Below are 22,822 nucleotides of genomic sequence, written 5' to 3'. Positions count from 1 at the left end.
GCCCGACCGTATCCGTGGCTACACGGCGTCGACGACGACGTTCGTCGCGGGGACCGCGGCCTCGGTGTCGGCATCCGGGCGGGGGATGCGGTGCAGTCCCCGCCGGTCGTAGAGGTGGGCGACGGCGAAGCCGAAGGCCAGCGCGGTGACGAGGGCGATCCCCATCGCGGCCCACGCCCGGGTCAGGCCGGCGTCGGCCTGGGCTCCGTAGTAGAGCAGGGAGCGCAGCCCCTCGGTGACCTGGCGCAGCGGCTCGAACTCGGCGAGGCCGCGGAAGAATCCGGGCAGCGCCTGGATGGGCACGGTGGCGCCGGAGGAGGGGACGGCCATCGCGATGAACACGATGGTGGCCAGCAGCATGCCGGGGGTGCCGAAGGCGGCGAACAGGGCCAGGCTGCCGATGCCGACGACCGCGATGGTGGCGACCGAGTAGACCCACAGCAGGCCGAGGTGGGAGGCGTCCATGTCGAGGATGCCGACCGTGGCGACCTGTACCAGGGTGCCCATGAGCACGGACAGGCCGAGCATGAGCGTCATGCCGATGGCCAGGGTGCGGACGCGGCTGGTGTGCTGGACGGGTTCGCGCTTGCGGAAGGGGCCGAAGTCGGTGTGCACGTAGCCGAGCGCGGTGTCGACCTGGGAATTGACGAGGTTGGCGCCGAGCATGCCGCAGACGACCAGGACCAGCGCGTAGTAGAAGGCGCTCAGCCCCATGGCGCTCCGGGAGCCGAGGGGGTGGCCGTCGGCGACGGTCACCGTCACCGGGTCGGCCAGCTTGAGCTGGGCAGCCGTCGGCAGCGGGGTCTTCTGGGCGCCGGCCTGCTTGAGGAGTTCCTGGCCGAGCTGGGCGGAGGCGGCGTGGGCGGCCTTCTGGGCGGCCTGGGAGGACATGGAGGAGCCGATGCTGCCGGCGGCCTGGTTGGTCAGCACGGTCAGGGTCGGCGGAGCGGCCTTGCCCTGGGGTGCGGGCTGCGGGGCGGCGAGGGCGGTCACCGTGGCGGAGAAGTCCTCGGGTATGACGAGGGCGCCGTAGACCTTGCCCCGGCCCAGCAGCTTGTCGGCCTCCTCGCGGCTGACGAGCTGCCAGTCGAAGCTCTTGTCGTCCTTGGCGGCCTTCTCGATCCCCGCGACGACCTGCTCGCCCAGGTTGACGCGCCGGCCGCCCGCGTCGGCGCCGGCGTCGCTGTTGACCAGGGCCACGGGCAGGTCGCGCAGGTTGCCCCTCGGATTGACGTTGCCGCCCACGTAGAGCAGGGCGAACAGGATCGAGACGACTGCGGCGATGAGTCCCGTACCGATCCATAGCTGGGGTCGGCGGAGCACGGAGGGGGGCGTGGGGTGAGGCATCGATTCTCCGGTGCGGCTGCGTTCGGTGAGCTGGATACTTATGGTATCCAGTCACTGGATACTGGCAGTATCTTGTTGTGGTGTCCAATCTGTGATGTCCGATCGCCGACAACGGACACCGGGCCGCGTGACCAGCAAGGAAGCCGTATGAAGATCTCGGAGCTCAGCCGGCGGACCGGCGTGCCGGTGGCCAGCATCAAGTACTTCCGGCGGCAGGGTCTGCTGCCCGCGGGACGGGCGACCGCCGCGACCCTGGCCGAGTACGGGGAAGAGCACGCGGAGCGGCTGCGGCTGATCAAGGCACTGACCACGCTCGGGGGCCTGTCCATCGCCGCCACCCGTGACGTGCTCGGGGCCGTCGACCAGTCCCACAGCTCCGAGGGCGCCCTCGGAGCGATCAGCTACGCCCTGCCCGTGCCCGTGGCCTCCCAGGGCCCCGACGGCGGCGAGGAGGAGGCCGAGGCGGACGCGACCGCCGGGGCCGAGGTGGCGGAGCTGCTCGCGGCCCTGGACTGGCGGGCGCCCGACACGTCACCGCACGTGAAGGGGCTGACGGCGGCCCTCAGGGAGCTGCGCCGGCTGGACGCCCAGTACGCCCCGGGGGAGCTCGCCGCCTACGCGAGGCTGGCCGAGTCGGTGGCCCGGCTGGACCTGGAGCGCGCGGCCTGCCTCGACGACCCGGTGGCCCTGGCCGAGCGGGCGGTCATCGTCTTCGCGATCTGCGCCCCGGTGTTCGAGCTGCTGCGGCGCCTCGCCCAGGAGGACCAGGTCCGGCGCCGCGTCGCGCGCGACGGCGCCGGGTCCGCAGCGCCCCGGTAGCGCCCGCCTCCGTCGCTGGCGTGTGTCCGCCCGCGGCGGTGAACCGCCTCGGCCCGCACACCTGTTGCCCCTTTCGTACCTCTGTTGGCAGACTCGCGCCGACCGCTTTCGATCTTCAGTTCTTCACGGGGGGACACACCATGGAATTCCGCATGCCCGCACGCGCCGCCGCCCGCACGGCCGCCGTGCTCGCCGCCGCCGCTCTCGCGCTCCCGCTGGCCACCGCCGGCACGGCCCAGGCCGCCGAGATGCCGCAGGGCGAGTTCAACTGGTCGGGGGACCAGGGCGACGGCTTCGACGACCAGGCCCGCTGGTACGGGCCGGGCCAGGGCGACAAGATCGACGTCGCCGCCTCCGCCGACCACCGCACCCTCCGGGTCACCATCACCCGTCCCGGTGATTCCTGGACCATGGACCTGGCCGCGCCCGCCGGGCAGGCGCTGGCGGCCGGCACGTACGAGAACGCGGCGAAGACCCCGGAGATGCCGGGTACCGTCCTCGACCAGCCCAGCATGTTCGTCAACGGCTACTACGGCGGCTGCGCCACCCTCACCGGCCGGTTCACCATCAGCGAGCTGGTCTTCGGCGAGGGCTCCGCCGTCAAGAAGATCAACCTCTCCTACGAGCAGGACTGCGACGACCGCAGCGTGCTCAAGGGCTACCTGATGGCCAACGACGTCACCCCGCCCAAGCCGGTCGTCCTGGGCATGACCGTCAACGGCAACGGCAGGCTGTCCAAGACCGGCAAGGCCACCCTGAACGGAACGGTCACCTGCACCAAGCCGGTGAAGGTCTCGGTCGGCGGCTCCGCCAGCCAGGAGCAGCCGAAGTTCGTCCAGGGCTTCTTCCGGACCGAGGTGGACTGCGTCCCGGGCAAGACCATCGCCTGGCAGGCGCCGGTCCAGGTGCACACCCCCGAGACGGACACGCCGTTCATCAAGTCCGAGCGGCTCAAGGTCTTCGGCAACGCCTCGACCGCCGACCCCGACCTCGGCACGTACGTCACCGTCGGCGCCGACAAGTGGGTGAACCTGCGCTAGCGGCCCCGCCGGGTGGTCACCAGTCGGTGAGATCCACCAGGTACCGGCAGTGCGGGTCGTCCGCGCTGCCGGACTCCCGCCATTCCTCGCCGAGCAGCGAGGGCAGCGCGGCCGGCAGGGCCGTCAGGGAACCGCCCGGTGTACCGCCCGGAGCAGGGCGACGACGTCATCGTCGTAATTGCGTTGCGACGAGACCCCCGCCCGCACATGATCGCCGGTGATGACCAACACATTCGACGACGTGCGACGTCACCTGAAGACCGGCGACATACCCGCAGCCGTCCGCTCCCTGCGCCCCCTCGCCGACACCGCGCCCCTGGGCGACCTGACCGCCGAGGTCCGCCCGCTGGCGGAAGCCGTCGGCTTCGACGACCTGGCCCGCGCCGCCAAGAAGGCCTCCCGCAAGCCCGGCGACGCCCAACTCCTCTACGACTTCGGCTACCTCTGCATCGAGCGCGGCATCGCTTTCCTCGCCGTACCGGCGCTGCGGGAGGCCCTGCGCCAGGCCCCCGGGGCGCGGCGCGTGCTGAGCGAGCTCGTCGCCGCGCTGGAGGCCGACGACCGGCATGCCGAGGCCGCCGCCGTGCTGCTCCAGCACGAGGCCCTGCTGGAGCCCTGGCCCGGCGGGTACCTGCTGGCCTACAACTCCCTCCTGGCGGGCGACCTCGCCACGGCCCGCGATCGCGCCGCCCGGCTGCCCGAGCCCGCCGACTCCACCTGGTCCTGGGCCAACGACCGGCTGCGCGCGATGCTCGCCCGGGCCGAGGCAGCCACCCGCGCCGTGCCGCTCGACCGGACGGACCTGCGCGGCTGGCAGTTCGCCCTCACCGGCACCCTGCTCGGCACCCTCTCCCCGTACGGCTTCCCTGTCATGACCGGCCGTTACGCCTACCTCGGCGACAGCCATGCCGCCTGCCGCCGCGGGCTCGGCCGCCTCGCGCTCGCCCTCGACGCCGCGGGCCGCCGGCCCACCGCGGTGAGCGCCCTGCCCGGCCGCTCCGACCGGATCCTGGCCCTCGCCGCCGCGGAACTGCTCGGCCTGCCGCTGGAGCCGTACGCGCCGGGGCGCCCCGACACGCTGGTCGTGGCCTACGACCTGAGCGCCCACGACCCCGAGCTGCTGACGGGGCTCCGCGAGCGGGCTCCCGGCCAGGTGCTGTACGAGCACGCCAACCGCTGGACCGAACCGGCCGCCGTTCCGGCGGACTTCAGCGCCCTGCAGCGCCAGGTCGGGTCCGAGCCGTGGGGCGAGCAGCTCGGCGCCGACGGGCGCGGCCCGGCCGACGACCGGCCGGAGGCGGACATCGCCCGGGACATCGTCACCGCGGACCCGGCGGCCGACCCGGGCGACGGAGAGGGCCCCGCGGACGAGGACGCGGCCTTCCAGCGGTTCGTCGCGGCGGTCGCCCCGCTCTGGCTGGGCGGCTCCCGGGCGGCCGTCGGCTCCCCGGGACCGGTGCCGAGCAGCCGGTTCTGACCGGCCACGGTGCCCCGACGCCGGTGCCCGGGGCACCCCGCGCCCCGGCTTCGGGGGCCTCTCCCTCAGAACACCCACCGGGTATGGGTGTAGACCCCGTCGTCCCGGCCGAAGCCGTAGGCGGTGGCCGGGGCCACGGCGAAGACCACCGCGTCCCCCTTGCGGAAGGCATCCCCGATCCCGTGGAAGGTGCCCTCGGGCGAGGTGATGTGCGCCCCGTACTTCGCCTCGTACGCCGCGATCACCTCCTCCAGCACCGCCGGCTCGGCAACCGGCTCCGCCGTGCCCTCCACCACGAGGTCGAGCCCTGCGGTGAGCGAGTTCCCCCCGGTGGTCAGCGCACAGTGACCGTCATGGGCGAGGTTCCTCGCCTTCTGCTCTCCCGGGCCGGTCGAGAAGTACAGCACCCCTTCGCGCCAGGCGGCGATCACGGGAGTGACGTGCAGCCGGCCGTCGGGTCTCACCGTCGACACCCAGAAGATCTCGGCGGCCTCCAGCTGCCGCTGGGCCCGGGCCCACTCGGTGGGGGTCACGTCCGCGGCACCCGGGCGGGGGTTGAGCGCGGAGCTGTAGCGGGCGTCGAGCTCGGTCGTGGGCTGCTTGGCGGATCCCTGTGCTGGCATGGCAGAACTCCTTCCCCGCCCCATGATGACCGGCTGTCCGCGCGGAACAGCGCCGTACGCGCTCGTGTCCGTCCTGGTTCACTCGGCGTCGTCCTGGCCTGTCACGGCGGCGAGCGGCGGCGGGTGCGGTGAGGATCGGGGCATGGGCTTCCTCCTGCCGGTCCTCTTCGCACTCTTCGCGGCGCTCAGCAACGCGCTCGCGACGGTCCTCCAGCGGCGGGCGTCGCTCACCGTGCCGCAGAGTGACGGCTTCCGGTTCGGGCTCGTCCTCGACCTGCTGCGGAGGCCGTTGTGGCTCGGCGGGATCCTGGCGGTGATCGCGGCCGGCGTCGGACAGGCCGTGGCACTGGCCACGGGCGCGCTGGCCCTCGTACAGCCCCTGTTCGTGCTGGAGCTGCCGCTCGCCCTGCTGATCGCCTCGCTGATGGCCCGGCACCGGCTGCCGGGCGCGCTGTGGCTCGCCGTGGCGGGAGTCGTGGCCGGGCTCGGGATCGTGCTGGTGGCCGCCGCGCCGGCCGGGAACCGTACGCACGTTCCGCTCGACCGCTGGGTCCTGGCACTGGGGGCGTGCGCCGCGGCGGTGGCCGTGCTGGCCGTGGCCGGACTGCGGCGGCCGCCCGGCCGGATGCGGGCAGGATGCCTCGGCGCGGCCACCGCCGTCTGCTACGCGCTCACGGCGGCCCTGATGAAGTCGGCCGTACACGTACTCGACGGCGGCGGCATCGGCGCGTTCCTGACGACCTGGGAGACCTACGCCTTCGCCGCGAGCGGCATCTGCGCCCTGCTGCTCCTCGAACACGCCATGCAGGGCGGCCCGCTGGTCGCCTCGCAGCCGGCACTGACCCTCGGCGACGCGGGCGTCAGCATCGCGCTGGGGGTACTGCTGTACGAGGAACACCTGCGGGCCCAGTGGTGGCTGGTCCCCCAGCTCCTGGGCCTGGCCCTGATCTGCGCCGGCGTACTGGCCCTGGCCAGGGTCGCCGCCCCGGCCGATGCCGAGGGCGGATGACCTCCACCAATGGAGGGTGATCGTTCCCTGATGGCGGGACCACGGCGGCGGGGCCCTTCAGGGCAACGGGCGGCCACCTACAGCCGGGATCCTTGGAAAGGCGGCTTCCGCGCGGTACCCCTGGCAAGGCGTACGCGCGGAACCTCCAGTTCCACGGCTGCCCGACCCGGTCGGACCGTCCGGTGGGTGAGCCCGCGCGCCCCACCGACGGCAGGAGCGCCCGATGACCACAGGCTGGACCCCCCGCCCGCCAGACGCCGGACACCCGCAGGGTGAGCACCTGCCGGAGCTCGAGATCCCCCCGCCGGGCCGGCAGCGGCGCTGGACCGTCCTGCTGCGGCTGCTGTTGCTCCTGCCGCAGCTGATCGTCACGGCCCTCCTCGGCATCGCCGCCTTCTTCGTGACGATCGTCGGCTGGTTCGCCGCCCTGGTCCAGGGCCGCCTGCCCGACGGCATCGCCCGTTTCCTCGGCGGGTTCCTGGCGTACGAGACCCGGGTCGCCGCCAGCGCGATGCTGCTGGTGGACCAGTACCCGCCCTTCTCCTTCGAGGCACCAGGCCATCCGGTCCGGATCGAACTGCGCCCCGGCGAGCTGAACCGGCTGGCCGTGCTCTTCCGCCTCGTCCTGATGATTCCGGCGGCGATCGTGACCAGCCTCCTCCAGTACGGCTGGGCCGCCGTCTGCTGGGTGTTCTGGCTGATCACGCTCGTGCTGGGGCGCATGCCCACCGCGGCCTTCGGCGCCGTCGCCGCGATGGCGCGGTTCCGGATGCGCTACCAGGCGTACGTGATGATGCTGACCTCCGCCTACCCCAAGCGCCTGTTCGGCGACGCGCCGCCCGCCGCCGCCCTCCCCGCCCAGGCCATGAGCTCGGGTACCCGCCCCCTGGTCCTCGGTACGCCGGCGAAGGTGCTGATCGTGTTGCTGCTGGTCCTGGGCATCGTCGTCGCGTGCGCGTCCCCGACGGTCCAGGTCAGCGACGACGACTGGAACGACTCCTCCCACGCCCCCACCGCCCCCGCGACCACGGCCGGGTCCGAAGGCCCGGAAACCGCACTGATCCGGACAAGCTGAATGGCCTTCAGGTGAACGCGGGACGCCCGACGCCAGGTCAGCGACCCCCGTTCGGCCCGCCGTTCCCCTCCTCGCCCCCGTTTCCGTACGGACAGGGGAGCGGCGAACGCCGCTTGAGCTGCCCGAACGACCGCGCGCTATCCGATATTCGAACGAGCTGTCCGTAAACCGACCGCGAACATGTGCCCCACCTTCACATCCGACAGACTCAGCCGCACCGGAGCGCGACAACGAAAGCATTTGTCGCGCTCAAGCTTCGTATCGAAAGTGAGTCCTGTCGTGAGCTACCGCTTCGCTGCCGTCTCCGCCGCTGCCCTCCTGTGCCTGGCCGGCGCCACCGGTACGGCGGAGGCCAAGCCCACCAGCCTGTACGCCCCGTCCGCCATGGTCTTCTCCATCGCCGAGGGGGAGGGGGCCGCCAGCGGCAGGGTCCTGCGCGCCGCCGTCCTCAGCTGCATGCCGTCCGCACAGGGCACGCACCCCGCCCCCGAGGCCGCCTGTACGGCCCTGAACTCCACCGGAGGCACCTTCGACCGCCTGCTCGCCGCCCCCGACGTGAACCGCGCGTGCCCGATGCACTACGAGCCCGTGACCGTCACCGCCGAAGGCGTCTGGCAGGGCAGCCGCGTCGCCTGGAAGCACACCTTCTCCAACAGCTGCGCCATGTCCGCGACCCTCAACGGCAACGCCGTCTTCGCGTTCTGAAGCACCCTGACATCCGGCCCCGTGACCGGGGCCGTCCCGCGGACTTCCGTCACGGCCTGCGACGGCCCTGGAGCACCGCCTCGATCTCCCCCGCGACATCGCCCCGGCCGAGCTGAGCACGGCTGAAGTCCCGGGTGCGCGGCATGCGCAGGACCAGTTCGTATCCCACGTCGACGCGCACCCGTCCGGAGCGGAGCACGAAGTCGTAGGCGTGCCCTCCGCGGGTGCGGCAGCGGGAGAGGAAGTGCAGGTGGTAACCGGCGGCGGCCACCCCCAGCATGTGGGTGGGACTGCGGAAACCGACGATGGTCCCGTCGAGGTCGGTGTGGGTGGAAATGACCTGCCCCGCCACCGCGTCGATCAGCCGGGGGAACGGCCGGTGCTGCTCGGGCAGCATCCGGGTGATCATGTGGTCGAAGTGCCCGTCGACGCGGACGGCGTAGAACAGGTTGGGGCTCGGCAGCCAGTCGTCGATCAGCGTGCGCAGACCGGCGGCGTCCACCGGCTCCTTCGTCCGCCAGTCGTGCTCGCCGTGGAAGTAGGTCACCGCGGCGAGGGGCGTTCGCATGGCCGGGTCGGCCTCGCCGGCGGTTCCGTCGGCGCGTAGCCGGTAGCACCGGCCGTCGAGGACGATCATCTCGCCGTCGAGCCGGTCGAAGGTTCCGATGCCGAAGTCTCCGTGCTGGCGGAGCTCGGCGATGGTGGTCGTGCCTTCGTAGACGCCTTCCAGCATGGCCGTCATGGTCGAGGCCTGGAAGATCCGTCCTCTGGGCCGAGTGCGTGCCCCGTGCTGCTCCGGCGTGCCGGGCGGGTTCGAATCCGATGCGGGCATGTTCCCCCTCGAGTCCTGTCCGTACGACGGTCCGGCAGAGAAGCCGAGGCCTCCCCATCCCCGCCGGACCTGCGTCCAGCACGCTAGGGAACCGGCCCGGCCGTCACAACGGCGCGCACATGGTCGCCCGTGGCGCACGCCGGTGCACCGGCGCACACCACGTTTCCGAGCGGACACCCTGCCGGCCGCCTGCGCGAAGGCCGACCAAAGCTCTGAGCTTGCTCAACCCGGGGTTGGAGGTGCCCCTGGTCAGGGCATCGTGGTCGCACGAGCGGAACGAGAGCGGAACGCAGAGGAACGGAAGAGAGCGCGATGGAAGTCGTAGTGACCATGGCATTCGTCATCCTCGTGGTGGCACTCCAGGTGCTGTGCGGGCGCAAGCGGCCGCGGCGGCGCAAGACCTCGTGGGGCGACGGCGGGGGCGACTCCTGTGGCTCGTCGGGCGGTTCGTCCTGCGGGGGAGGCGGCGGCGACTGACACCACGTGAGCCGTAGGCGGACATCGACTGGGGGCGCCCCGTACGTACGGCAAGGAGCAGCCGTGGAGGGTCCCGTAGGGCGCGGGGGTCGCCGGGAGTCAGGAGATGGTGGCTCAATTGGCCCGGCTGTAGCGGGCGGTGCCGGTCCAGATGCGTTCGAGCCTTACGCGGGTGCCGGGTTGGGGGGCGTGCCAGATCTTGTCGTGGCCCGCGTAGATGCCGACGTGGCCGATGGTCTGCCCAGTGGGGAAGAAGACCAGATCGCCGGGTGCGCGCTGGGTGCGCGGGATATGGAGGGTGCTCTCGTACTGGGCCTTCGCAGTGCGGGGGAGAGCCCGGCCGGCCTTTCGGAAGGCGTAGAGAGTAAGGCCTGAACAGTCGAATTCGTTGGGCCCGGTGGCGCCGTAGACGTAAGGGGCGCCCTTCTTGGAGGCGGCAACGGCAACGGCCTTTATGCCGTAGAGCGAAGCGGCCTGAGCGGGGCTGGTAGGGGTGAACAGGGCGGCCGTCACGGAGATGGCGAGGAGATAGGTGGGGGAGCGATGGCTCGCCCAACGTCTTTTCATTTTCGGCAATCGTGATACCTCCGCATTCAGATACAGGAACAAGACCGCGATGGTGACTGTTCTCGGTGACTGCGTAACGGCTCCCGACGAGCGCCCATTTTGCACGAAATGTCCATCATTGGGATGTCGGACACGATGTGAAATGTCTCGGTTGGGTAAAGCGAACCGAGATGATATGCCTAGATTTCCTCCGACCAATCCCCCGTTCGCCGCCTCGCAGCTGGTCCGAACGGGCAACGACACCCGCGTCATTGGTGGCGGGTCCACCTGAACTGCGGTCCGCGAATCCCGACTTCCGGGGCGCCCGTCGGACACCCCAGCCGTCGCCGGGCTGTACGTACGACCTCAGCCGAGGAAGGAGAGCCGTACGGTACGCCGCGGGTTGTCCCGGTTCGTGTCCACCGGGACCACCGACTGCCAGGTACCCAACGGGAGTTCACCGCCGACGACCTGCAGCATGGCATGCGGCGGTACGAGCGCCGGGAGTACGTGGTCGCGGCCGTGGCCGGGGGAGCCGTGCCGGTGCCGCCAGCGGTCGTCGGCGGGCAGTAGCCTCCCAGCGCGTCCAGCAGGTCCTCGTCGCTGCCCGCGCCCGTCTCGACGACCGCGAGCCCGGCCGTCGCATGCGGGGTGAACACGTTGAGGAGCCCGTCGCGCCCACGGGCGGGGGAGCGGACCTGGTCGAGCCGTCACAGGACACCGGCTGCGGGTGTCCGGCGGATCATGGTCCACATGGGCTACTTCGCCGTGTGCGGGCAGGTCGGGGCCTTGAAGCTGGCCGCGTGAGGTGCCGACGACGGGGCGCCATGACGAAGGAGTGCTGACGTGAACTCACCGACGGCCGGGGAATCCGGGTGCGAGCTGATGAAGCGCCTCGCGAAGGAGCTCAAGGCGAGCATCCGTGCCACCGAGAAGCACGCGGACGAGGTTTCGCGCAGGATCGCGGAGCTGGAGGCGCAGCCTGATCCGGACGAGCAGCAGATCGGTGCCCTCAAGCAGACGCTGGAAGTCCTCACGAAGAAGATCGAGGAAGAGCGTGCATCACTCTCGGATCTGGAGAGCGTGATCAGCGAAAACTGCTAGTGCTGTGACCGGCAAGGTTCACCGGGTCGCCACGCCCGGCACGGCACCTCACTGCGTTGTCGGACCGCGCAAGTACGTCCAGTACGAGCCGCGGCCCTCCGCCTTGCGATGCACCGCACCGGACGCCGCGCCCCGGCAAACCTTTCCGGCCACAGCACTAGGTGCGGGCTGCTTCTACGTCCCACCGACATTCCGGCGACCGTCAGGAAACGGGTCCCGCCGACAACCGGTCCGTCCTGTGACTCCGCCCACCCTCCCTTGACCCGGAAAGGAAGGGTTACCTAACTTCAATGGCATGGCTCCCCACGACCCGACGCCTTCCCCCGACGCGTCCGCGCTGACCGACTTCACGGTCGACCTCACCTCACAGGAGGTGCTCCGGCGCGCCCAGGTCATGGCCGCCCTCGGCCCGGACTGGAATCCCGTCGAGGTGCTGCTCGGCGAGGAGGCCGCGTACGACCTGCTGTACTCCGGACTCGACGCGCAGCAGCAGCGCCTCTACGACGACCTGGTCGCGGCCGGTGTGCTGCCCGCGAGGGGTGACGGCCGTGCTGCCGCTTGACCCGCAGGCCGACCCCGGGCGCCGTGCCTGGGTGGCCTGCCCCGAATGCGAGGACGCACAGGACTGCGACCCCTGCGAGCAGGGGCGGACCTGCTCCACGCACTGGCGCTACCTGCTGACCAACACCGGCAGCCTGCTCCACCTCCAGTGCCCGGCGTGCACCCACGTCTGGGTGCACGAGACCGGTTTCGGTGCGACCCGCTCCCTGTGGAACCGCCTCGTCGGCGCACTGCCCGGCTTCTGAACCTCCGGCCCCGCCTGCCTGACGCCCGGACGCAGTCAAGGCCGAGGCCGCCCACTCCGGCGGCTACTGTCCGCCGTGCCCGGCACCGGACGGTCGGTCGCCGGCGAGGGCGCAGCTCAGGCGGCGGGCCTGGGCCACCAGCCGGGAGGACCCGGGGCGGGCCGCGACGGCCGCCACCCCCTCCGGGACCGGTCCCGTCGCCCCGCACCGCTCCACGCACTCGGCGGCGACGGCGAGTATCTCGCCCGCTCCCCGCGCGGAGGGCAGGAGGGCCGGCAGCACCTCGGCGAGGACGGCCCACAGGGTGGCGTACGCGCCCGCGGCCACGGCCGCCCGGGCCGCGTCCGCGAGCCGGTTGGGCTTGACCGTGCCCAGCGCCACCATCGCGGCCAGCTCGCGTCCGAGCAGCGGGGCGTCGAGCTCGCCCCGGGCGGCCAGCACCAGCAGGGCCTCCACCGCCGGACGCCGGCTCTCCGGGTACCGCCCACCCAGCCCGGCCGCCACGGCGGCGTGCAGCGCGGGTCCCGCGAACCCGCCCAGCCGGGCGAGGCGCGGCAGCATCCAGGAGCCGCCGTGGTCCCCGGCCGTCGCGGCCAGCGTCACCGCCGGGAGCAGCCACGCGGCCTGGGCGTCCCGGTCCTCGGGCAGCACCGCCGCCCGTACGGCATGCCCTTCGTGCCAGTGGTAGCACTGGGTGAATCCCTCGTGCGGGTGACCCAGCCAGTGGAAGGCCTCCGGGAACTCCCGCCGCAGTACGGACCGTTCACCGCTGACGAAGGCGACCTGCGGGATAGCGGCACCGGCCCGTGCCCAGGCCCGGTGCGCCGACGGACCGGGCTCGACCACCCGGCGCCGTGCGGTTCCCGGTTCCCCCTCCGGGCCGAGCCAGGCGGCGAGCCGCTCCCCCTCGGGGGTCCCGAGCCGGGCCGCCGCCTCGGCGGCCACCGGATCGTCGCGGCGTACGCGCAGCAGCGCCTGCCCGAAGTCGGCGGGCCCGGGCCGGGCGCCCAGCCTCCGGTACTCCGCGAGCCGCCCGACCAGCTCGCCCGCCTCCAGTGCGCCCGTCTCCCAGGTCGGCGTGGCCAGCAGGAACGGCAGGAGGTCGCCGGACAGCAGCGCGTACCCGATCTCGCGCACCCGCGCCGCCACCACCAGCTCCAGCCCGCCCTGCGCACACTCCTCGTGCCCCCGGTGCCGCCGCACGTACTCGGGCCTCAGGCTGTAGCCGGGCACCCGCCACAACAGCGTGGCCACCACGACGTCCACCCCGCCGAGCCGGTGCGCCTCGATCTCCTCCTCGCCGTAGCGGTCCCCCAGCGCGGTGGACAGGGCCGCCACGAGCGCGTGACGGCCGAGGTGCGCCTGCCGTACGAGCCCGTCGAGGGAGCGCTCGAACTCCGTCACGGTGTGTGCGCGGGCATCGAGATGAGCCGCCGTGAGCTCGACGGTCCCGGCAAGCCCCGCAGGCGCGGGGACGAGCCGCCGCACGCGGGGCACGGACGGAAGGTCGTCCTGAACGGCGTTCCAGATCATGCCGCAACGCTAGAGCCACCCACTGACATCCCACCCGCCAGGCGGGTGGCCCGGCCCGGGCCGTGCCCCAGCACACCGGCCGGCGTGTCGGCCACCGACGTGCGGAGGAGGGCGTCGGCTGTCACCTGGTCGGGCCAGCCGAAGGCGGCCGGCTGGTGCGAATGGCCCAGCATCGGGACACCGGACAGGCAATGAGTCGGATGAGATGTCTAACGTCGTTGCCAGACACATCGGTTCGCGAAGTGTGGAGACGCCATGTCCCATCGAGGCCGCTGGCTGGCGGGCGCCTGCGTAAGTACGGTCATCGTCGCCCTGCTCGCCCCCGGGGGAGCCCCCGCCACGCCGCCGCAAGCGGCATCCGGCAGTAGACCCAGGACCGAGGTCGCAGTGGGCGCCTATCTCCACTACGGCACGCCCGGCGTCGAGAGGATGCACGAACTCTCACGCTGGCTCGGAGGCGCCGAGCTGCGCGCCGGGCACACCTACCTGCCCGGCGACACCTGGTCGAACATCGAGGGGGCACCCGATTCCTTGGACAGCTGGGCACGGTGGCGCAGGGCGCGAGCCGATCGCCTGTTCGTCCTGAACGTGCCCATGCTGGAGCGCAACGAGGCCGACGTCCCCGACGACCGGGTCGCCGAGCTGATCCGCTCCGGCGCGCAGGGGGAGTACGACCACCACTTCCGACGCCTGGCCAGGCGCCTGGTCGCCCTCGGGGTGCCGGACACGGTCATCGTGCTCGGCTGGGAGATGAACGGCTTCAACTACACCCACCGATGCGGGCCCGACCCCGAGAACTGGAAGCGGTACTGGCGGCGCATCGTGGCCGCCATGCGCTCGGTGGAGGGACAGCGGTTCCGCTTCGACTTCGCCCCCAACCGTGGCAGTGACGCGATCCCCTGGACCAGGTGCTACCCCGGCGACGACGTGGTCGACATCATCGGCATGGACTCCTACGACCAGGAGCCCGGCCGCACCTTCGACGAGCAGGTCACCCAGCCCTACGGACTCCAGCAGCACGTCGACTTCGCGAAGGCGCACGGCAAGCGGATCTCGTACCCCGAGTGGGGGCTGTTCCGCCACGGCGACAACCCCGAGTACATGGGGCGCATGCTGGAATGGATCGCCGAGCACAGGCCGCTCTACCACAGCATCACCGACTACTGCCCGCACGGCGTGTGGCAGTGCAGCGAGAACCCGCGCTCCACACGGGTGTTCCGGCAGTTCCTGTCCACCGGGCAGAGCCGGCGATAGGCACCCGGGGCCACCCCGTACATGCGCTTGAACGCGTTGGCGAAGGCGAACTCGGCCGCGTAGCCGACCTGCTCGGCGATGGATCTCAACGGCGCGTCCGAACTCCGCAGCAGGCGTGCCGCGGTGGTCATCCGCCACCAGGTCAGGTAGCCGAGGGGCGGTTGACCGGTCAGCTCCCGGAAGCGCCTGGCGAACGTCGCCCGGGAAAGCCCTGCTTCGTCGGCGAGTTTCGCCACCGTCCAAGGAGCGGCGGGGTTCCGGTGGATCACGTGCAGGGCGGCAGCGACCGGCGGGTCGTTCAGGGCGGCGGCCCAGCCCGTCGCAGAGCCCTGGGAAGCCTGTTCGCTGAACCAGACCCGCAGGATGTACAGCAGCAGCGTGTCCAGCAGGGCCGGGACGACCGCGTCCGTGCCCAGGCGCGGCTCGGCCACCTCCGCGGCCAGCAACTCGACGGCCGAGCGCAACTCCGGACGGCGCAAGCCGTGGGCCGGCAAGTGGATCAGGTCGGGCAAGGCCAGCAGAAGCGGGTGAGTACGAGCCGGGTCCAGCTGGTACGCCCCGCAGAGCACCACGGTGACCGGCCCCCCGTCTCCGCTCCGGTCCACGGAGTCCGACGCGTAGGGAGCGGACAGCGCGGGGTCACCGGGGCCGCACGCGGGGGCCGCCACCGGCGTGTGGGGGCTGTCGGCGAGGGTGAGCCCGCTGCCGTGCGGCAGGAACACCACGTCCCCCGCGCCCAGCCGCACGGGCTCCCCGTCCGGGGACAGCAGCCAGCAGGAACCCTGCAGGACCACCTGGAAGCCGGCCGAGCCCGGTACGGAGGCGAACTCCTGCGCCCAGGGGGCGTGCCACCGCACATGAGCCGACAGGGGCCGACCGGTCCGCGTCACCGCGAGCACGTCGCTGAGTACATCCATGCCGTGAGAGTACGCACGCGAGACGGATGCGTATGAACTGGGCACTCTGGCGCATGGATCGTCTCCGCACGCGATCGTAGATTCGCGGCATGACGATGAAGACAGCACGTATCCACGAGTACGGCGATGCATCCGTGATCCGCTACGACGACGTTCCGCTCCCTCAGCCCGCCTTCGGCGAGGTGCTCATCCGTGTCGCAGCGACCTCGTTCAATCCCACCGAGGCCGCGTTGCGTGCCGGACTGCTGCGGACGTTCTTCCCCTTGGAGTTCCCGTACACCCTCGGATGGGACGTCGCCGGCACGGTGACCGGGATCGCCCCGGGCGCAGAGGGGTTCGCTGTCGGCGACAGGGTCATCGGGCGGCTGGACAGCGCGGGCGGGGCCGCCGAGTACGTACGGGCCCCCGCCGCCACCCTGGTCGCGGCGCCGGCCTCCATCCCCCTCGCGGACGCCGCGGCTCTTCCCGTGGCCGGCCTGACGGCATGGCAGGCGGTCTTCGAGCACGGGCTGGTGACCACCGGCCAACGGGTACTGGTCAACGGCGCAGGTGGAGGCGTAGGCGGCTTCGTGACCCAGCTCGCCAAGCACGCCGGCGCGACGGTGACGGCCACGGCCAGCGCTCGCAGCGCAGCACTGGTCCGGCGGCACGGGGCGGACCGAGTGGTCGACTACACCGCCCGCCCGGTCGGTGCCGCTCTGGACGGTCAGGTGGACACCCTGCTCAATCTGGTCCCGCTGAGCCCGCCGGACGCCGCGGCTCTGGCGTCTTCGGTGCGGCCGGGCGGGCGGATCGTCTCCATCGCGACCCCGGTCGAGCCGCCCGCCGGCGCAGGGGTGACCGCGATGCACATGGTCGCCCGCAACGATGCGGCGCATCTGGCGGCGCTCGTGGAACTCGTCGACGCGGGCGTGGTCACCGTCGACATCAGCGAGTCACGCCCGCTCACCGACCTCGCGGAGGTCCACCTCCTCAGCGAAGCCGGCCGGACCCGGGGCAAGGTCCTGATCATTCCCTGAGCCGGTGTGGCGGTGCGGACCGACGCCTGGCGTGTCGCGCGTCACAGGAGGCAGGCGTCACAGAACGACGGCGTCCGGTGTCCTGTGAATGACCCAGCCGAGAGCGAAGAATCAAGGAGACACCGGCATGAGCGACGACGACGGCCGACGCCCCGACCCCGCCACCGAGGCGTTCGTCGCCCACCGCAACCTGCTCTTCACCGTTGCCTACGAGATGCTCGGCTCGGCGGTGGACGCGGAGGACGTCCTCCAGGAGACATGGCTGCGCTGGGTTCGCGTCGATCTCGACACGGTCCGGGAGCAGCGCGCGTACCTGGTCCGGATCACCACCCGGCAGGCGCTCGCCCGGCTGCGTGCGCTGGGCCGGCGCAAGGAGTCGTACGTGGGCCCCTGGCTGCCCGAGCCGCTGCTCACCGTGCCGGACGTGGCTGAGGACATCGAGCTGGCCGAGAGCATGTCGATGGCGATGATGCTGGTCCTCGAGACGCTCGCGCCGATCGAGCGGGCGGTGTTCGTCCTGCGCGAGGTGTTCGACCTCCGGTACGACGAGATCGCGGAGGCCGTCGACAAGACGCCGGCCGCGGTCCGCCAGATCGCCCATCGGGCCCGGTCGCACGTCGCCGCGCGCCGACCCCGCGGTGTCGTTTCCGCGGCCGCGACCCGGGCCGCGCTCGGGGCCTTCCAACGGGCGCTGGAGACGGGCGATCTGCAGGGCCTGCTCGACCTCCTCGCGCCGGACGTCGTCGCCCTGGGCGACGGCGGCGGCATCAAGCAGGCCATGCCGCGGCCCGTCGTGGGAGCCGACAAGGTGGCCCGCGCGCTGGCCGCCGGCGTCGCGGTGTTCGGCCCCCAGGTGACGGTGGAGCCGACACAGGTCAACGGCCACCCGGCTCTGATCATGCGGATCGACGGGGAGATCGACATGGTCGTGGCCATGCGGATCGACGACGGTCTCATCACCGGGCTCTACACCGTGCGCAACCCCGAGAAGCTGACGCACATGGAGCGCGAGACCGTGGTGAGCCGCTGAGGTCGGGCCCGTCGGTGAATGCACCTTCGGGTGGTGGAACAGCCGTGCGCACAGAATTCAGGCAAGCGATTCGATGGCCAATCGATTCCCGTTCGAGGAGTTCTCGCTCGTGCTCTGGCAGCGTCATGGCTCGAGGCTCCACTGGCAACGAAGGGACAACGGGAATGACCAAGTCAGGGCGCAGGTTCGGCATCGCCGCTGTAGTGGCTGCGTTGGTGGCCACGATGATCACCGTTGCGGGACCGCAGGGAGCCAGCGCGCAGGACCAGGCGCGCCGCGGCTGGGACCACTTCGGGTTCGGGGTGCCGTGGGAGGGGTCCTACGGCTACTCGCAGGCCATCAGGGCCGGGGACACGGTCTACATCTCGGGGCAGCTGTCGCATGACGCGGCCGGGAACCTGGTGGGCGTCGGCGACTTCGAGAAGCAGGTCCGCACGTCGTTCGACAACATGGACAAGGTGCTCGCGCACTACCGGATCCCGCGCAGCCAGATCATCAGCATGAAGATCTACACCAAGGACCTGCGCAAGAACTTCGACACGGCCGCGCGGTTGCACAAGGAGTACGTCGGCAACCACCGCACGACCGACACCATCCTCGGCGTCTCCGACCTGGCGTTCGCCGACCAGCTGGTGGAGATCGAGGCCGTCGCGCTGGTGTCGCCGCGCTCCTGACCGAGTGGGCCGCGCGGCTACCGCCGCGCGGCCCCTCAGCGCATCGCGGCGGTGACCGCTTCGGCGATCGCCTGAAGACCCGCCTGCGTCGGGCTCGGTCAGCTCCCCGTCGGGGCCGCCTTCGGCGGGTTGAGCAGGCCCTCCGGGGGCCCCAGGGTGACGGGGGCGCCGGCGGGCTTGAAGGTGTGCATGACCCGCAGCTGGGCGCCCGAGCCGCCGATGTGCGTGAGTTTCATGGTCACCTCGAACCAGGTGATCCGCTTCTGCTCGTCCAGCCGTAGGTCGACGTTGACCTCGTTCGGGCTGTGGTCGGGGAAGGCGGAGGTCAGCATGTCGTGGCTGGCCGAGGACATGCCCATGGAGCTGATGGAGAGGTGCAGTTCGCGCCCGTCGGCCCCGGAGCTGGTGAGGGTGTCGAGGGGGCCGGGGGTGAAGGCCGCCAGCAGCCGTGCGGTCATCAGCGGGTTCGCGGCGCGCGCCCGCCAGGCCACGACGCCCATCTCGTCGCCCCTCTTCGCGAGCTGCCCCTGCGACATGGCCACCCAGGCCGGCTTGCCCGTCTGGTCGACGGCCCTCCAGTACCGGACGTACGTCTGCCCGCCGGCGTAGCGGGCGGCGTCGGTGTGCCCGTCCTCGGTGAACTGCATCTCGTACGACCCGCCCACGGCGGCCTCCGCCGCGTCCCCCCGGTACCGGCCGGTGCCGGGGATCGGGCTCGGGACGCCGCCGCTGAGGTCCTTCGGCGGGGTGAACAGCACCTCGGACGTCGTGCCGGGGGAGTCCAGCAGGGCCTGGCCGGCGGCGCGCACGGTGTCCAGTTCCTTGACCTCCGCCGCCGTCAGACAGGTCTTGACGCCCTCGGGCATCTTGCAGGTGGACTCGCCGGAGCAGGCGGACAGCGTGGCGAGCGCCAGAACGGCCGCCGCCGCCCACGCCGAACGCCGGAAGAAGGCAGCAGACATGTGTGTTCGGTTCCCCGTGTGTGGTCGATCCGGGGAAAGCCGAAGCACCTTGGTCCCCCCGGCCAAGCCCCGCCAGGCTACCGGACCCCTGGCATGCCGAGCCCTCCGGGATCGGCGGCCCGCGGCTACTCGTCTAGCGCGCCACGCGGTAGTGGAGGTAGACGACCCCTGAGCTGAAGGTGCGGGTCTCGAGGAGTTCGAGATACACCCGGCGCTCGCGGTGGGGAAAGAACGGAATGCCGCCGCCGACCAGCACCGGGTAGACCCTGGCCCGGTACTCGTCGATCAGACCCAACGCGGCCGCCTCGGCGGCGAGAGTCGCGCCGCCGATCGCGATGTCGCCCGCGCCCGGCTCGGCCCGCAACCGTTCGATCTCCTCCGTCAGGCCGCCGGAAGCCAGGCGGGCATTGCCCTGGACCGCGGACAGAGTGGTGGAGAACACCACCTTGGGGAGCGGATTCCAGACCGCGGCCCACTCCAGCATCGAGTCGTCGAGCGATGGATCCTGGTCGGCGGTCTCCCAGTACAGCATCGTCTCGTACAGGCGCCGTCCCAACACGTAGACGTCGACCCCTCGAATCTCGTCGGTGACGAAGCGCAAGAGCTCCTCGTCGGGATCCGTCCAGTCGAAGTCGCCGTCCGGCCCGACGATGTAGCCGTCAAGTGAGACGCCCATCGAATAGGTCACGCTGCGCATCAGGAGTCCTCCTCGGTGACGGCTTCGACAGTACGACCGCCGGACGCCGCGGGACTGGCGGCTCGCGGGATCCCCTGGGCCGAGGTGGTCCCTTCTGGGCCTGGCCGTCCCGGCGTGCTGCCGCGCCCACCGGCCCGACGCCGCAGCTCGGTCAGTCCAGGTCGAGGCGGGCGAGTTTGGTGCGCGAGCGGATGCCGAGCTTGGGGTAGGCCTTGAAGAGGTGGTGCTCGACCGTGCGCCGGCTCAGGAAGAGCAGCGCGGCGACCTCGCGGCTGCTGCGGCCCTCGGCCGCCAGCCGGACCACCTGCAACTCCTGCGGAGTCAGGCGGTCGGCAAGCGCGCGGGCGGTCGAGACGGCGCGATGGCCCGGGCCCAGGGCTGACCCCCGGCCTCCGCCCAGGACACGAGGCGCTGCCACGGGAGTCGGCCCCGCTCAGGGACGCCGAGTCGCACCGCGGCCTCGACCAGGTCGCCGGTCGCGGCCACCAGAGCTGTCATGTAGTGGCCGGGGCGGGTCCACGCCGACTCCAGGCGCACCAGTGCGTCCTCGTAGCGGCCCAGGCCCAGGTCGAGCAGGCCGAGCAGGCAGGCCACCGAGATCCCGCCGTCGACGGTCCCCCCCCGGCCACCGGCCGGCAGCGCTCCGGGTCTCCCTCGATCGCGGCCATCCGGGCGAGGGCCACGTCCAGATGGCCGATGCGCTGCGGCATGCCACAGTCCTCGGCCACGGCCCTGGCCTCGGCCGCCGACGCCTCCGCATCGCGGTGCCGGCCCTGGAGCACTTGCAGCCGGGCCGGCATCTGCAGCGCCTCCGGGAGTCCGCCCACCAGGCCGGCCCGGCGCCTGCGGGCCACTTCGGCGGTGACCAGTTCCTCCACCCGGTCGTCATCACCGAGCAGGGCCGCGGCGTAGACCGGGCGCATGCCCGGTCCGCCCTCGGCGGCGGCCGCGGTGAGCGCGGCGAGACCGGCCGGATGGTCGCCGTCCACCAGCCTGGCCATGCCCCGGACGGTGTGGTCGCCCGGGAGGAGTTCCGCGCAGGCGCGCACCGAATCGGCGTCTCCCGGGAACCACGCGTACGTCGCCGCGGTGCGCAGCATCGACGCTGACGGCCCGGGATCGGCTTCCGGAGCGCCGGCGACCAGGAGACGCGCCGCGACGGCTTGATCGCCGCGCTCGAACTCCACAGCGGCGCGGACCTCGGCGAGGGCTGCCCGTTCCGCTCCGGTGGTGGCGAGCGGGCCGGCCTGTTCGGCCAGGGTGCCGGCCAGGGGCAGGTCCCCCGCGGCCACCGCCGCGGCGGCCGCACGGCGCAGCTGGCGTCCGCGGTCCGGCAGCGACGTGGTGAGAGCCGCGGCGCGCTGGTAGAGGTCGCAGGCGATGGCCGGGGCGGCACGGTCCCGGGCGCGGTCCGCCGCCCGGGCGACTTCCTCGGCCACCGAGGCGTCCGGTCCGATGGCGGCCAGCGCCGAAGCGGCCGTCAAGCACGCGCCCGGGCACGTCTCCGTCGAGATCCACGGGGCCTCGCCGAGATCCCCTTCTACAACGAGGACATCGACGTCGAGGGCGCCGTCCCCGAATCGGCGACGGTACTGCGGGAGGCGGTGTCCCGGGCGGACGCGCTCCTGCTCGTCTCACCCGAGTACAACGGCACCATCCCCGCTGTCCTGAAGAACGCGATCGACTGGATCTCCCGCCCGTACGGGACCGGCGCGATCACCGGCAAGCCGGTCGCCGTCATCGGCACCGCCTTCGGCAGCTACGGAGGAGTCTGGGCCCAGGAGGAGGCCCGCAAGTCCGTCGGCATCGCCGGCGGCACCGTCCTCGAACAGGCACTGCTCTCCGTCCCCGCATCCCTGACCCCGCTTCGCCACCACCCACCCCGCTGACGACACCGAGGTGGCCACCGGACTCCGCCGCATCCTCGACCAGCTCTCCACCGAGGCGAACGCCTGAAGCGCGCATGCTTCAACTCCGTTGACCATTCACGCCTCGGCCGGCTCACCGGCCGGAAAGGAGCACCATGCTCACCCTGACTCCCCGCAGCGGCGCAGCCCCGTATGTCTTCGGCCCGGCCCCGCACGGTCAGGGCTCCCAGATCTCCCCGATCATGCTGCAGGAAGAACTGTGGGAACGGATGCGCGCGTTGCCCTACGTATACATGGCCCCCACGCGCGTCTCGGTCCCGCACGCCCGCGCGCTCTTCCTGCCCGAGGGCATCGGCACGGGCCCCGCCGAGGCCTTCCAGAGCGGTAGGGAGTGGGCCCACATCCATCCCCACCACGACGGCTCGCTCCACCTCACCCTCCCGCCGGAGGCCGAGGACGAGGTCATCGCCGCGGGCTGGGGCGTGCACCACCCGGTCCAGTCGGTGACCCTCGTCTACGGGCCCAGGACCGCAGCGGAGTTGGAGACGGTCTGGAAGATCATCCAGCTGTCGTACCGGTACGCGGTCGGCGCGAGCTGAAGCACCACGTCATACAAGGGCGTGAGCTTCTCCTCCAAACGCATGAGCGGGGACGGGTTCTCCAGAAGCCGGCCCCGCTCGGGCAGTTACCGCGCAGGTCAGCGACCGGGCTCCGCCAGCAGATCGTCGACTATCGCACAGCGGATTTCCGGGAAGGACTCCGCGATCGACGCGCGCATCAGTTCGAGCGCCTCGGGGTCGGCTCCCTGACACCGCTCCCGGGTGGCGGCGTCGGGCCAACGCGCGTAGGCCAGCCAGGTGCCGTCGTCGGCCTGGTGCAGCCGTGACCCGTAGCTGCCGCAGCTTCGGTGGATGGCGTCGGTCATGCGGTGCCAGGCAGCCCCGAACTGCTCCTCCTTCCCCTGCTGCAACCGCCATCGATAGATCACTGCGAACATGCCGAACCGCC

General features: G+C 71.9%; 25 protein-coding genes and 3 pseudogenes. 16 read left to right on the top strand and 12 right to left on the bottom strand.

The features are described 5' to 3' along the window. Positions 1-18: 18 nt before the first annotated feature. Positions 19-1,347, bottom strand: coding sequence for a YhgE/Pip domain-containing protein (locus OOK34_RS28985; RefSeq protein WP_267037116.1), 1,329 nt, complete (start codon positions 1,345-1,347; stop codon positions 19-21). A gap of 147 nt (positions 1,348-1,494) precedes the next feature. Between OOK34_RS28985 and OOK34_RS28980 the strand changes: the two genes are divergently transcribed. The 3 genes from OOK34_RS28980 to OOK34_RS28970 all read left to right on the top strand — a co-directional run bounded on the left by OOK34_RS28980 (position 1,495) and on the right by OOK34_RS28970 (position 4,683). Next, on the top strand, positions 1,495-2,166 hold the full coding sequence (locus OOK34_RS28980) for a MerR family transcriptional regulator (protein ID WP_267037115.1): 672 nt from the start codon (positions 1,495-1,497) through the stop codon (positions 2,164-2,166). 152 nt (positions 2,167-2,318) lie between these two features. Next, positions 2,319-3,206: a hypothetical protein gene (locus tag OOK34_RS28975; RefSeq protein ID WP_267037114.1), complete on the top strand. Its 888-nt coding sequence runs from the start codon at positions 2,319-2,321 to the stop codon at positions 3,204-3,206. 220 nt (positions 3,207-3,426) lie between these two features. Next, the gene (locus tag OOK34_RS28970; protein ID WP_267037113.1) at positions 3,427-4,683 is read left to right on the top strand and encodes a hypothetical protein; all 1,257 of its coding nucleotides are present in this window, start codon (positions 3,427-3,429) and stop codon (positions 4,681-4,683) included. Between the two features lie 65 nt (positions 4,684-4,748). Here OOK34_RS28970 and OOK34_RS28965 read toward each other — a convergent pair whose 3' ends face one another. Next, entirely contained in the window at positions 4,749-5,306 is a 558-nt protein-coding gene (locus OOK34_RS28965) for a pyridoxamine 5'-phosphate oxidase family protein (RefSeq protein WP_267037112.1), read from the bottom strand. A gap of 142 nt (positions 5,307-5,448) precedes the next feature. Between OOK34_RS28965 and OOK34_RS28960 the strand changes: the two genes are divergently transcribed. From OOK34_RS28960 to OOK34_RS28950, 3 genes are all read left to right on the top strand, one after another. Next, on the top strand, positions 5,449-6,315 hold the full coding sequence (locus tag OOK34_RS28960) for a DMT family transporter (RefSeq protein WP_267037111.1): 867 nt from the start codon (positions 5,449-5,451) through the stop codon (positions 6,313-6,315). A gap of 223 nt (positions 6,316-6,538) precedes the next feature. After that, a complete protein-coding gene (locus OOK34_RS28955) occupies positions 6,539-7,390 on the top strand; it encodes a DUF4389 domain-containing protein (RefSeq protein ID WP_267037110.1) in 852 nt (283 codons plus the stop codon). A 279-nt stretch (positions 7,391-7,669) separates the two neighbouring features. After that, positions 7,670-8,095 (top strand): subtilase-type protease inhibitor, encoded by a 426-nt coding sequence (locus tag OOK34_RS28950; RefSeq protein ID WP_267037109.1) that lies wholly within the window; start codon positions 7,670-7,672, stop codon positions 8,093-8,095. 49 nt (positions 8,096-8,144) lie between these two features. Here OOK34_RS28950 and budA read toward each other — a convergent pair whose 3' ends face one another. Continuing rightward, entirely contained in the window at positions 8,145-8,927 is a 783-nt protein-coding gene (budA, locus tag OOK34_RS28945; protein WP_267037108.1) for an acetolactate decarboxylase, read from the bottom strand. A 312-nt stretch (positions 8,928-9,239) separates the two neighbouring features. Here budA and OOK34_RS28940 point away from each other — a divergent pair, with 312 nt between their 5' ends. Beyond that, positions 9,240-9,404: a hypothetical protein gene (locus tag OOK34_RS28940; protein WP_267037107.1), complete on the top strand. Its 165-nt coding sequence runs from the start codon at positions 9,240-9,242 to the stop codon at positions 9,402-9,404. A 114-nt stretch (positions 9,405-9,518) separates the two neighbouring features. Here OOK34_RS28940 and OOK34_RS28935 read toward each other — a convergent pair whose 3' ends face one another. Further along, complete coding sequence (locus OOK34_RS28935; RefSeq protein ID WP_267037543.1) at positions 9,519-9,971, bottom strand: C40 family peptidase; 453 nt, start codon at positions 9,969-9,971, stop codon at positions 9,519-9,521. 345 nt (positions 9,972-10,316) lie between these two features. Continuing rightward, positions 10,317-10,630, bottom strand: a pseudogene (locus OOK34_RS28930) (YjbQ family protein); the annotation flags it as partial. A 166-nt stretch (positions 10,631-10,796) separates the two neighbouring features. Between OOK34_RS28930 and OOK34_RS28925 the strand changes: the two are divergent. The 3 genes from OOK34_RS28925 (at position 10,797) to OOK34_RS28915 (ending at position 11,860) form a co-directional block, all read left to right on the top strand. Then, positions 10,797-11,054: a hypothetical protein gene (locus OOK34_RS28925; protein WP_267037106.1), complete on the top strand. Its 258-nt coding sequence runs from the start codon at positions 10,797-10,799 to the stop codon at positions 11,052-11,054. 295 nt (positions 11,055-11,349) lie between these two features. Beyond that, on the top strand, positions 11,350-11,616 hold the full coding sequence (locus OOK34_RS28920) for a DUF6400 family protein (RefSeq protein WP_267037105.1): 267 nt from the start codon (positions 11,350-11,352) through the stop codon (positions 11,614-11,616). Beyond that, a complete protein-coding gene (locus OOK34_RS28915) occupies positions 11,603-11,860 on the top strand; it encodes a hypothetical protein (RefSeq protein ID WP_267037104.1) in 258 nt (85 codons plus the stop codon). Before OOK34_RS28920 ends, OOK34_RS28915 begins: the two co-directional genes overlap by 14 nt. Positions 11,861-11,923: 63 nt before the next feature. On the opposite strand, the gene OOK34_RS28910 is transcribed toward OOK34_RS28915, so the two are convergent. After that, a complete protein-coding gene (locus tag OOK34_RS28910) occupies positions 11,924-13,393 on the bottom strand; it encodes a hypothetical protein (protein WP_267037103.1) in 1,470 nt (489 codons plus the stop codon). Positions 13,394-13,648: 255 nt separating this feature from the next. On the opposite strand from OOK34_RS28910, the pseudogene OOK34_RS28905 reads away from it, so the two are divergent. Beyond that, positions 13,649-14,614, top strand: a pseudogene (locus OOK34_RS28905) (glycoside hydrolase family 26 protein); the annotation flags it as partial. Here the strand turns inward: OOK34_RS28905 and OOK34_RS28900 are convergent. After that, positions 14,554-15,564, bottom strand: a complete 1,011-nt coding sequence (locus OOK34_RS28900; protein ID WP_267037102.1) for an AraC family transcriptional regulator — start codon at positions 15,562-15,564, stop codon at positions 14,554-14,556. The pseudogene OOK34_RS28905 and the gene OOK34_RS28900 sit on opposite strands and share 61 nt — an antisense overlap. A gap of 89 nt (positions 15,565-15,653) precedes the next feature. Between OOK34_RS28900 and OOK34_RS28895 the strand changes: the two genes are divergently transcribed. The 3 genes from OOK34_RS28895 (at position 15,654) to OOK34_RS28885 (ending at position 18,287) form a co-directional block, all read left to right on the top strand. Continuing rightward, complete coding sequence (locus OOK34_RS28895; protein ID WP_267037101.1) at positions 15,654-16,583, top strand: NADP-dependent oxidoreductase; 930 nt, start codon at positions 15,654-15,656, stop codon at positions 16,581-16,583. A 127-nt stretch (positions 16,584-16,710) separates the two neighbouring features. Beyond that, positions 16,711-17,613 (top strand): RNA polymerase sigma-70 factor, encoded by a 903-nt coding sequence (locus OOK34_RS28890; RefSeq protein WP_267037100.1) that lies wholly within the window; start codon positions 16,711-16,713, stop codon positions 17,611-17,613. A gap of 164 nt (positions 17,614-17,777) precedes the next feature. Beyond that, positions 17,778-18,287 (top strand): RidA family protein, encoded by a 510-nt coding sequence (locus OOK34_RS28885; protein WP_267037099.1) that lies wholly within the window; start codon positions 17,778-17,780, stop codon positions 18,285-18,287. A gap of 98 nt (positions 18,288-18,385) precedes the next feature. Here OOK34_RS28885 and OOK34_RS28880 read toward each other — a convergent pair whose 3' ends face one another. The 4 genes from OOK34_RS28880 to OOK34_RS28865 form a co-directional block, all read right to left on the bottom strand. Beyond that, a complete protein-coding gene (locus tag OOK34_RS28880) occupies positions 18,386-19,249 on the bottom strand; it encodes a hypothetical protein (RefSeq protein ID WP_267037098.1) in 864 nt (287 codons plus the stop codon). Between the two features lie 133 nt (positions 19,250-19,382). Continuing rightward, complete coding sequence (locus OOK34_RS28875) at positions 19,383-19,946, bottom strand: dihydrofolate reductase family protein (RefSeq protein WP_267037097.1); 564 nt, start codon at positions 19,944-19,946, stop codon at positions 19,383-19,385. Positions 19,947-20,097: 151 nt separating this feature from the next. Beyond that, the gene (locus OOK34_RS28870; RefSeq protein WP_267037096.1) at positions 20,098-20,364 is read right to left on the bottom strand and encodes a helix-turn-helix transcriptional regulator; all 267 of its coding nucleotides are present in this window, start codon (positions 20,362-20,364) and stop codon (positions 20,098-20,100) included. 76 nt (positions 20,365-20,440) lie between these two features. Continuing rightward, positions 20,441-21,430, bottom strand: a complete 990-nt coding sequence (locus tag OOK34_RS28865; protein WP_267037095.1) for a hypothetical protein — start codon at positions 21,428-21,430, stop codon at positions 20,441-20,443. Between OOK34_RS28865 and OOK34_RS28860 the strand changes: the two are divergent. After that, positions 21,414-21,902, top strand: a pseudogene (locus OOK34_RS28860) (NADPH-dependent FMN reductase); the annotation flags it as partial. The gene OOK34_RS28865 and the pseudogene OOK34_RS28860 overlap by 17 nt on opposite strands. A 67-nt stretch (positions 21,903-21,969) precedes the next feature. Then, positions 21,970-22,413: a luciferase family protein gene (locus tag OOK34_RS28855; protein ID WP_267037094.1), complete on the top strand. Its 444-nt coding sequence runs from the start codon at positions 21,970-21,972 to the stop codon at positions 22,411-22,413. A gap of 98 nt (positions 22,414-22,511) precedes the next feature. Here OOK34_RS28855 and OOK34_RS28850 read toward each other — a convergent pair whose 3' ends face one another. Next, positions 22,512-22,811, bottom strand: coding sequence for an antibiotic biosynthesis monooxygenase (locus OOK34_RS28850; RefSeq protein ID WP_267037093.1), 300 nt, complete (start codon positions 22,809-22,811; stop codon positions 22,512-22,514). Between the last annotated feature and the right edge of the window lie 11 nt (positions 22,812-22,822).

Origin of the sequence: Streptomyces sp. NBC_00091 (assembly GCF_026343185.1) — a bacterium.
Taxonomy (GTDB): Bacteria; Actinomycetota; Actinomycetes; order Streptomycetales; family Streptomycetaceae; genus Streptomyces.
The sequence above is the reverse complement of the archived record's forward strand: the minus strand, read 5'-3'. Positions and strand labels throughout refer to the sequence as shown.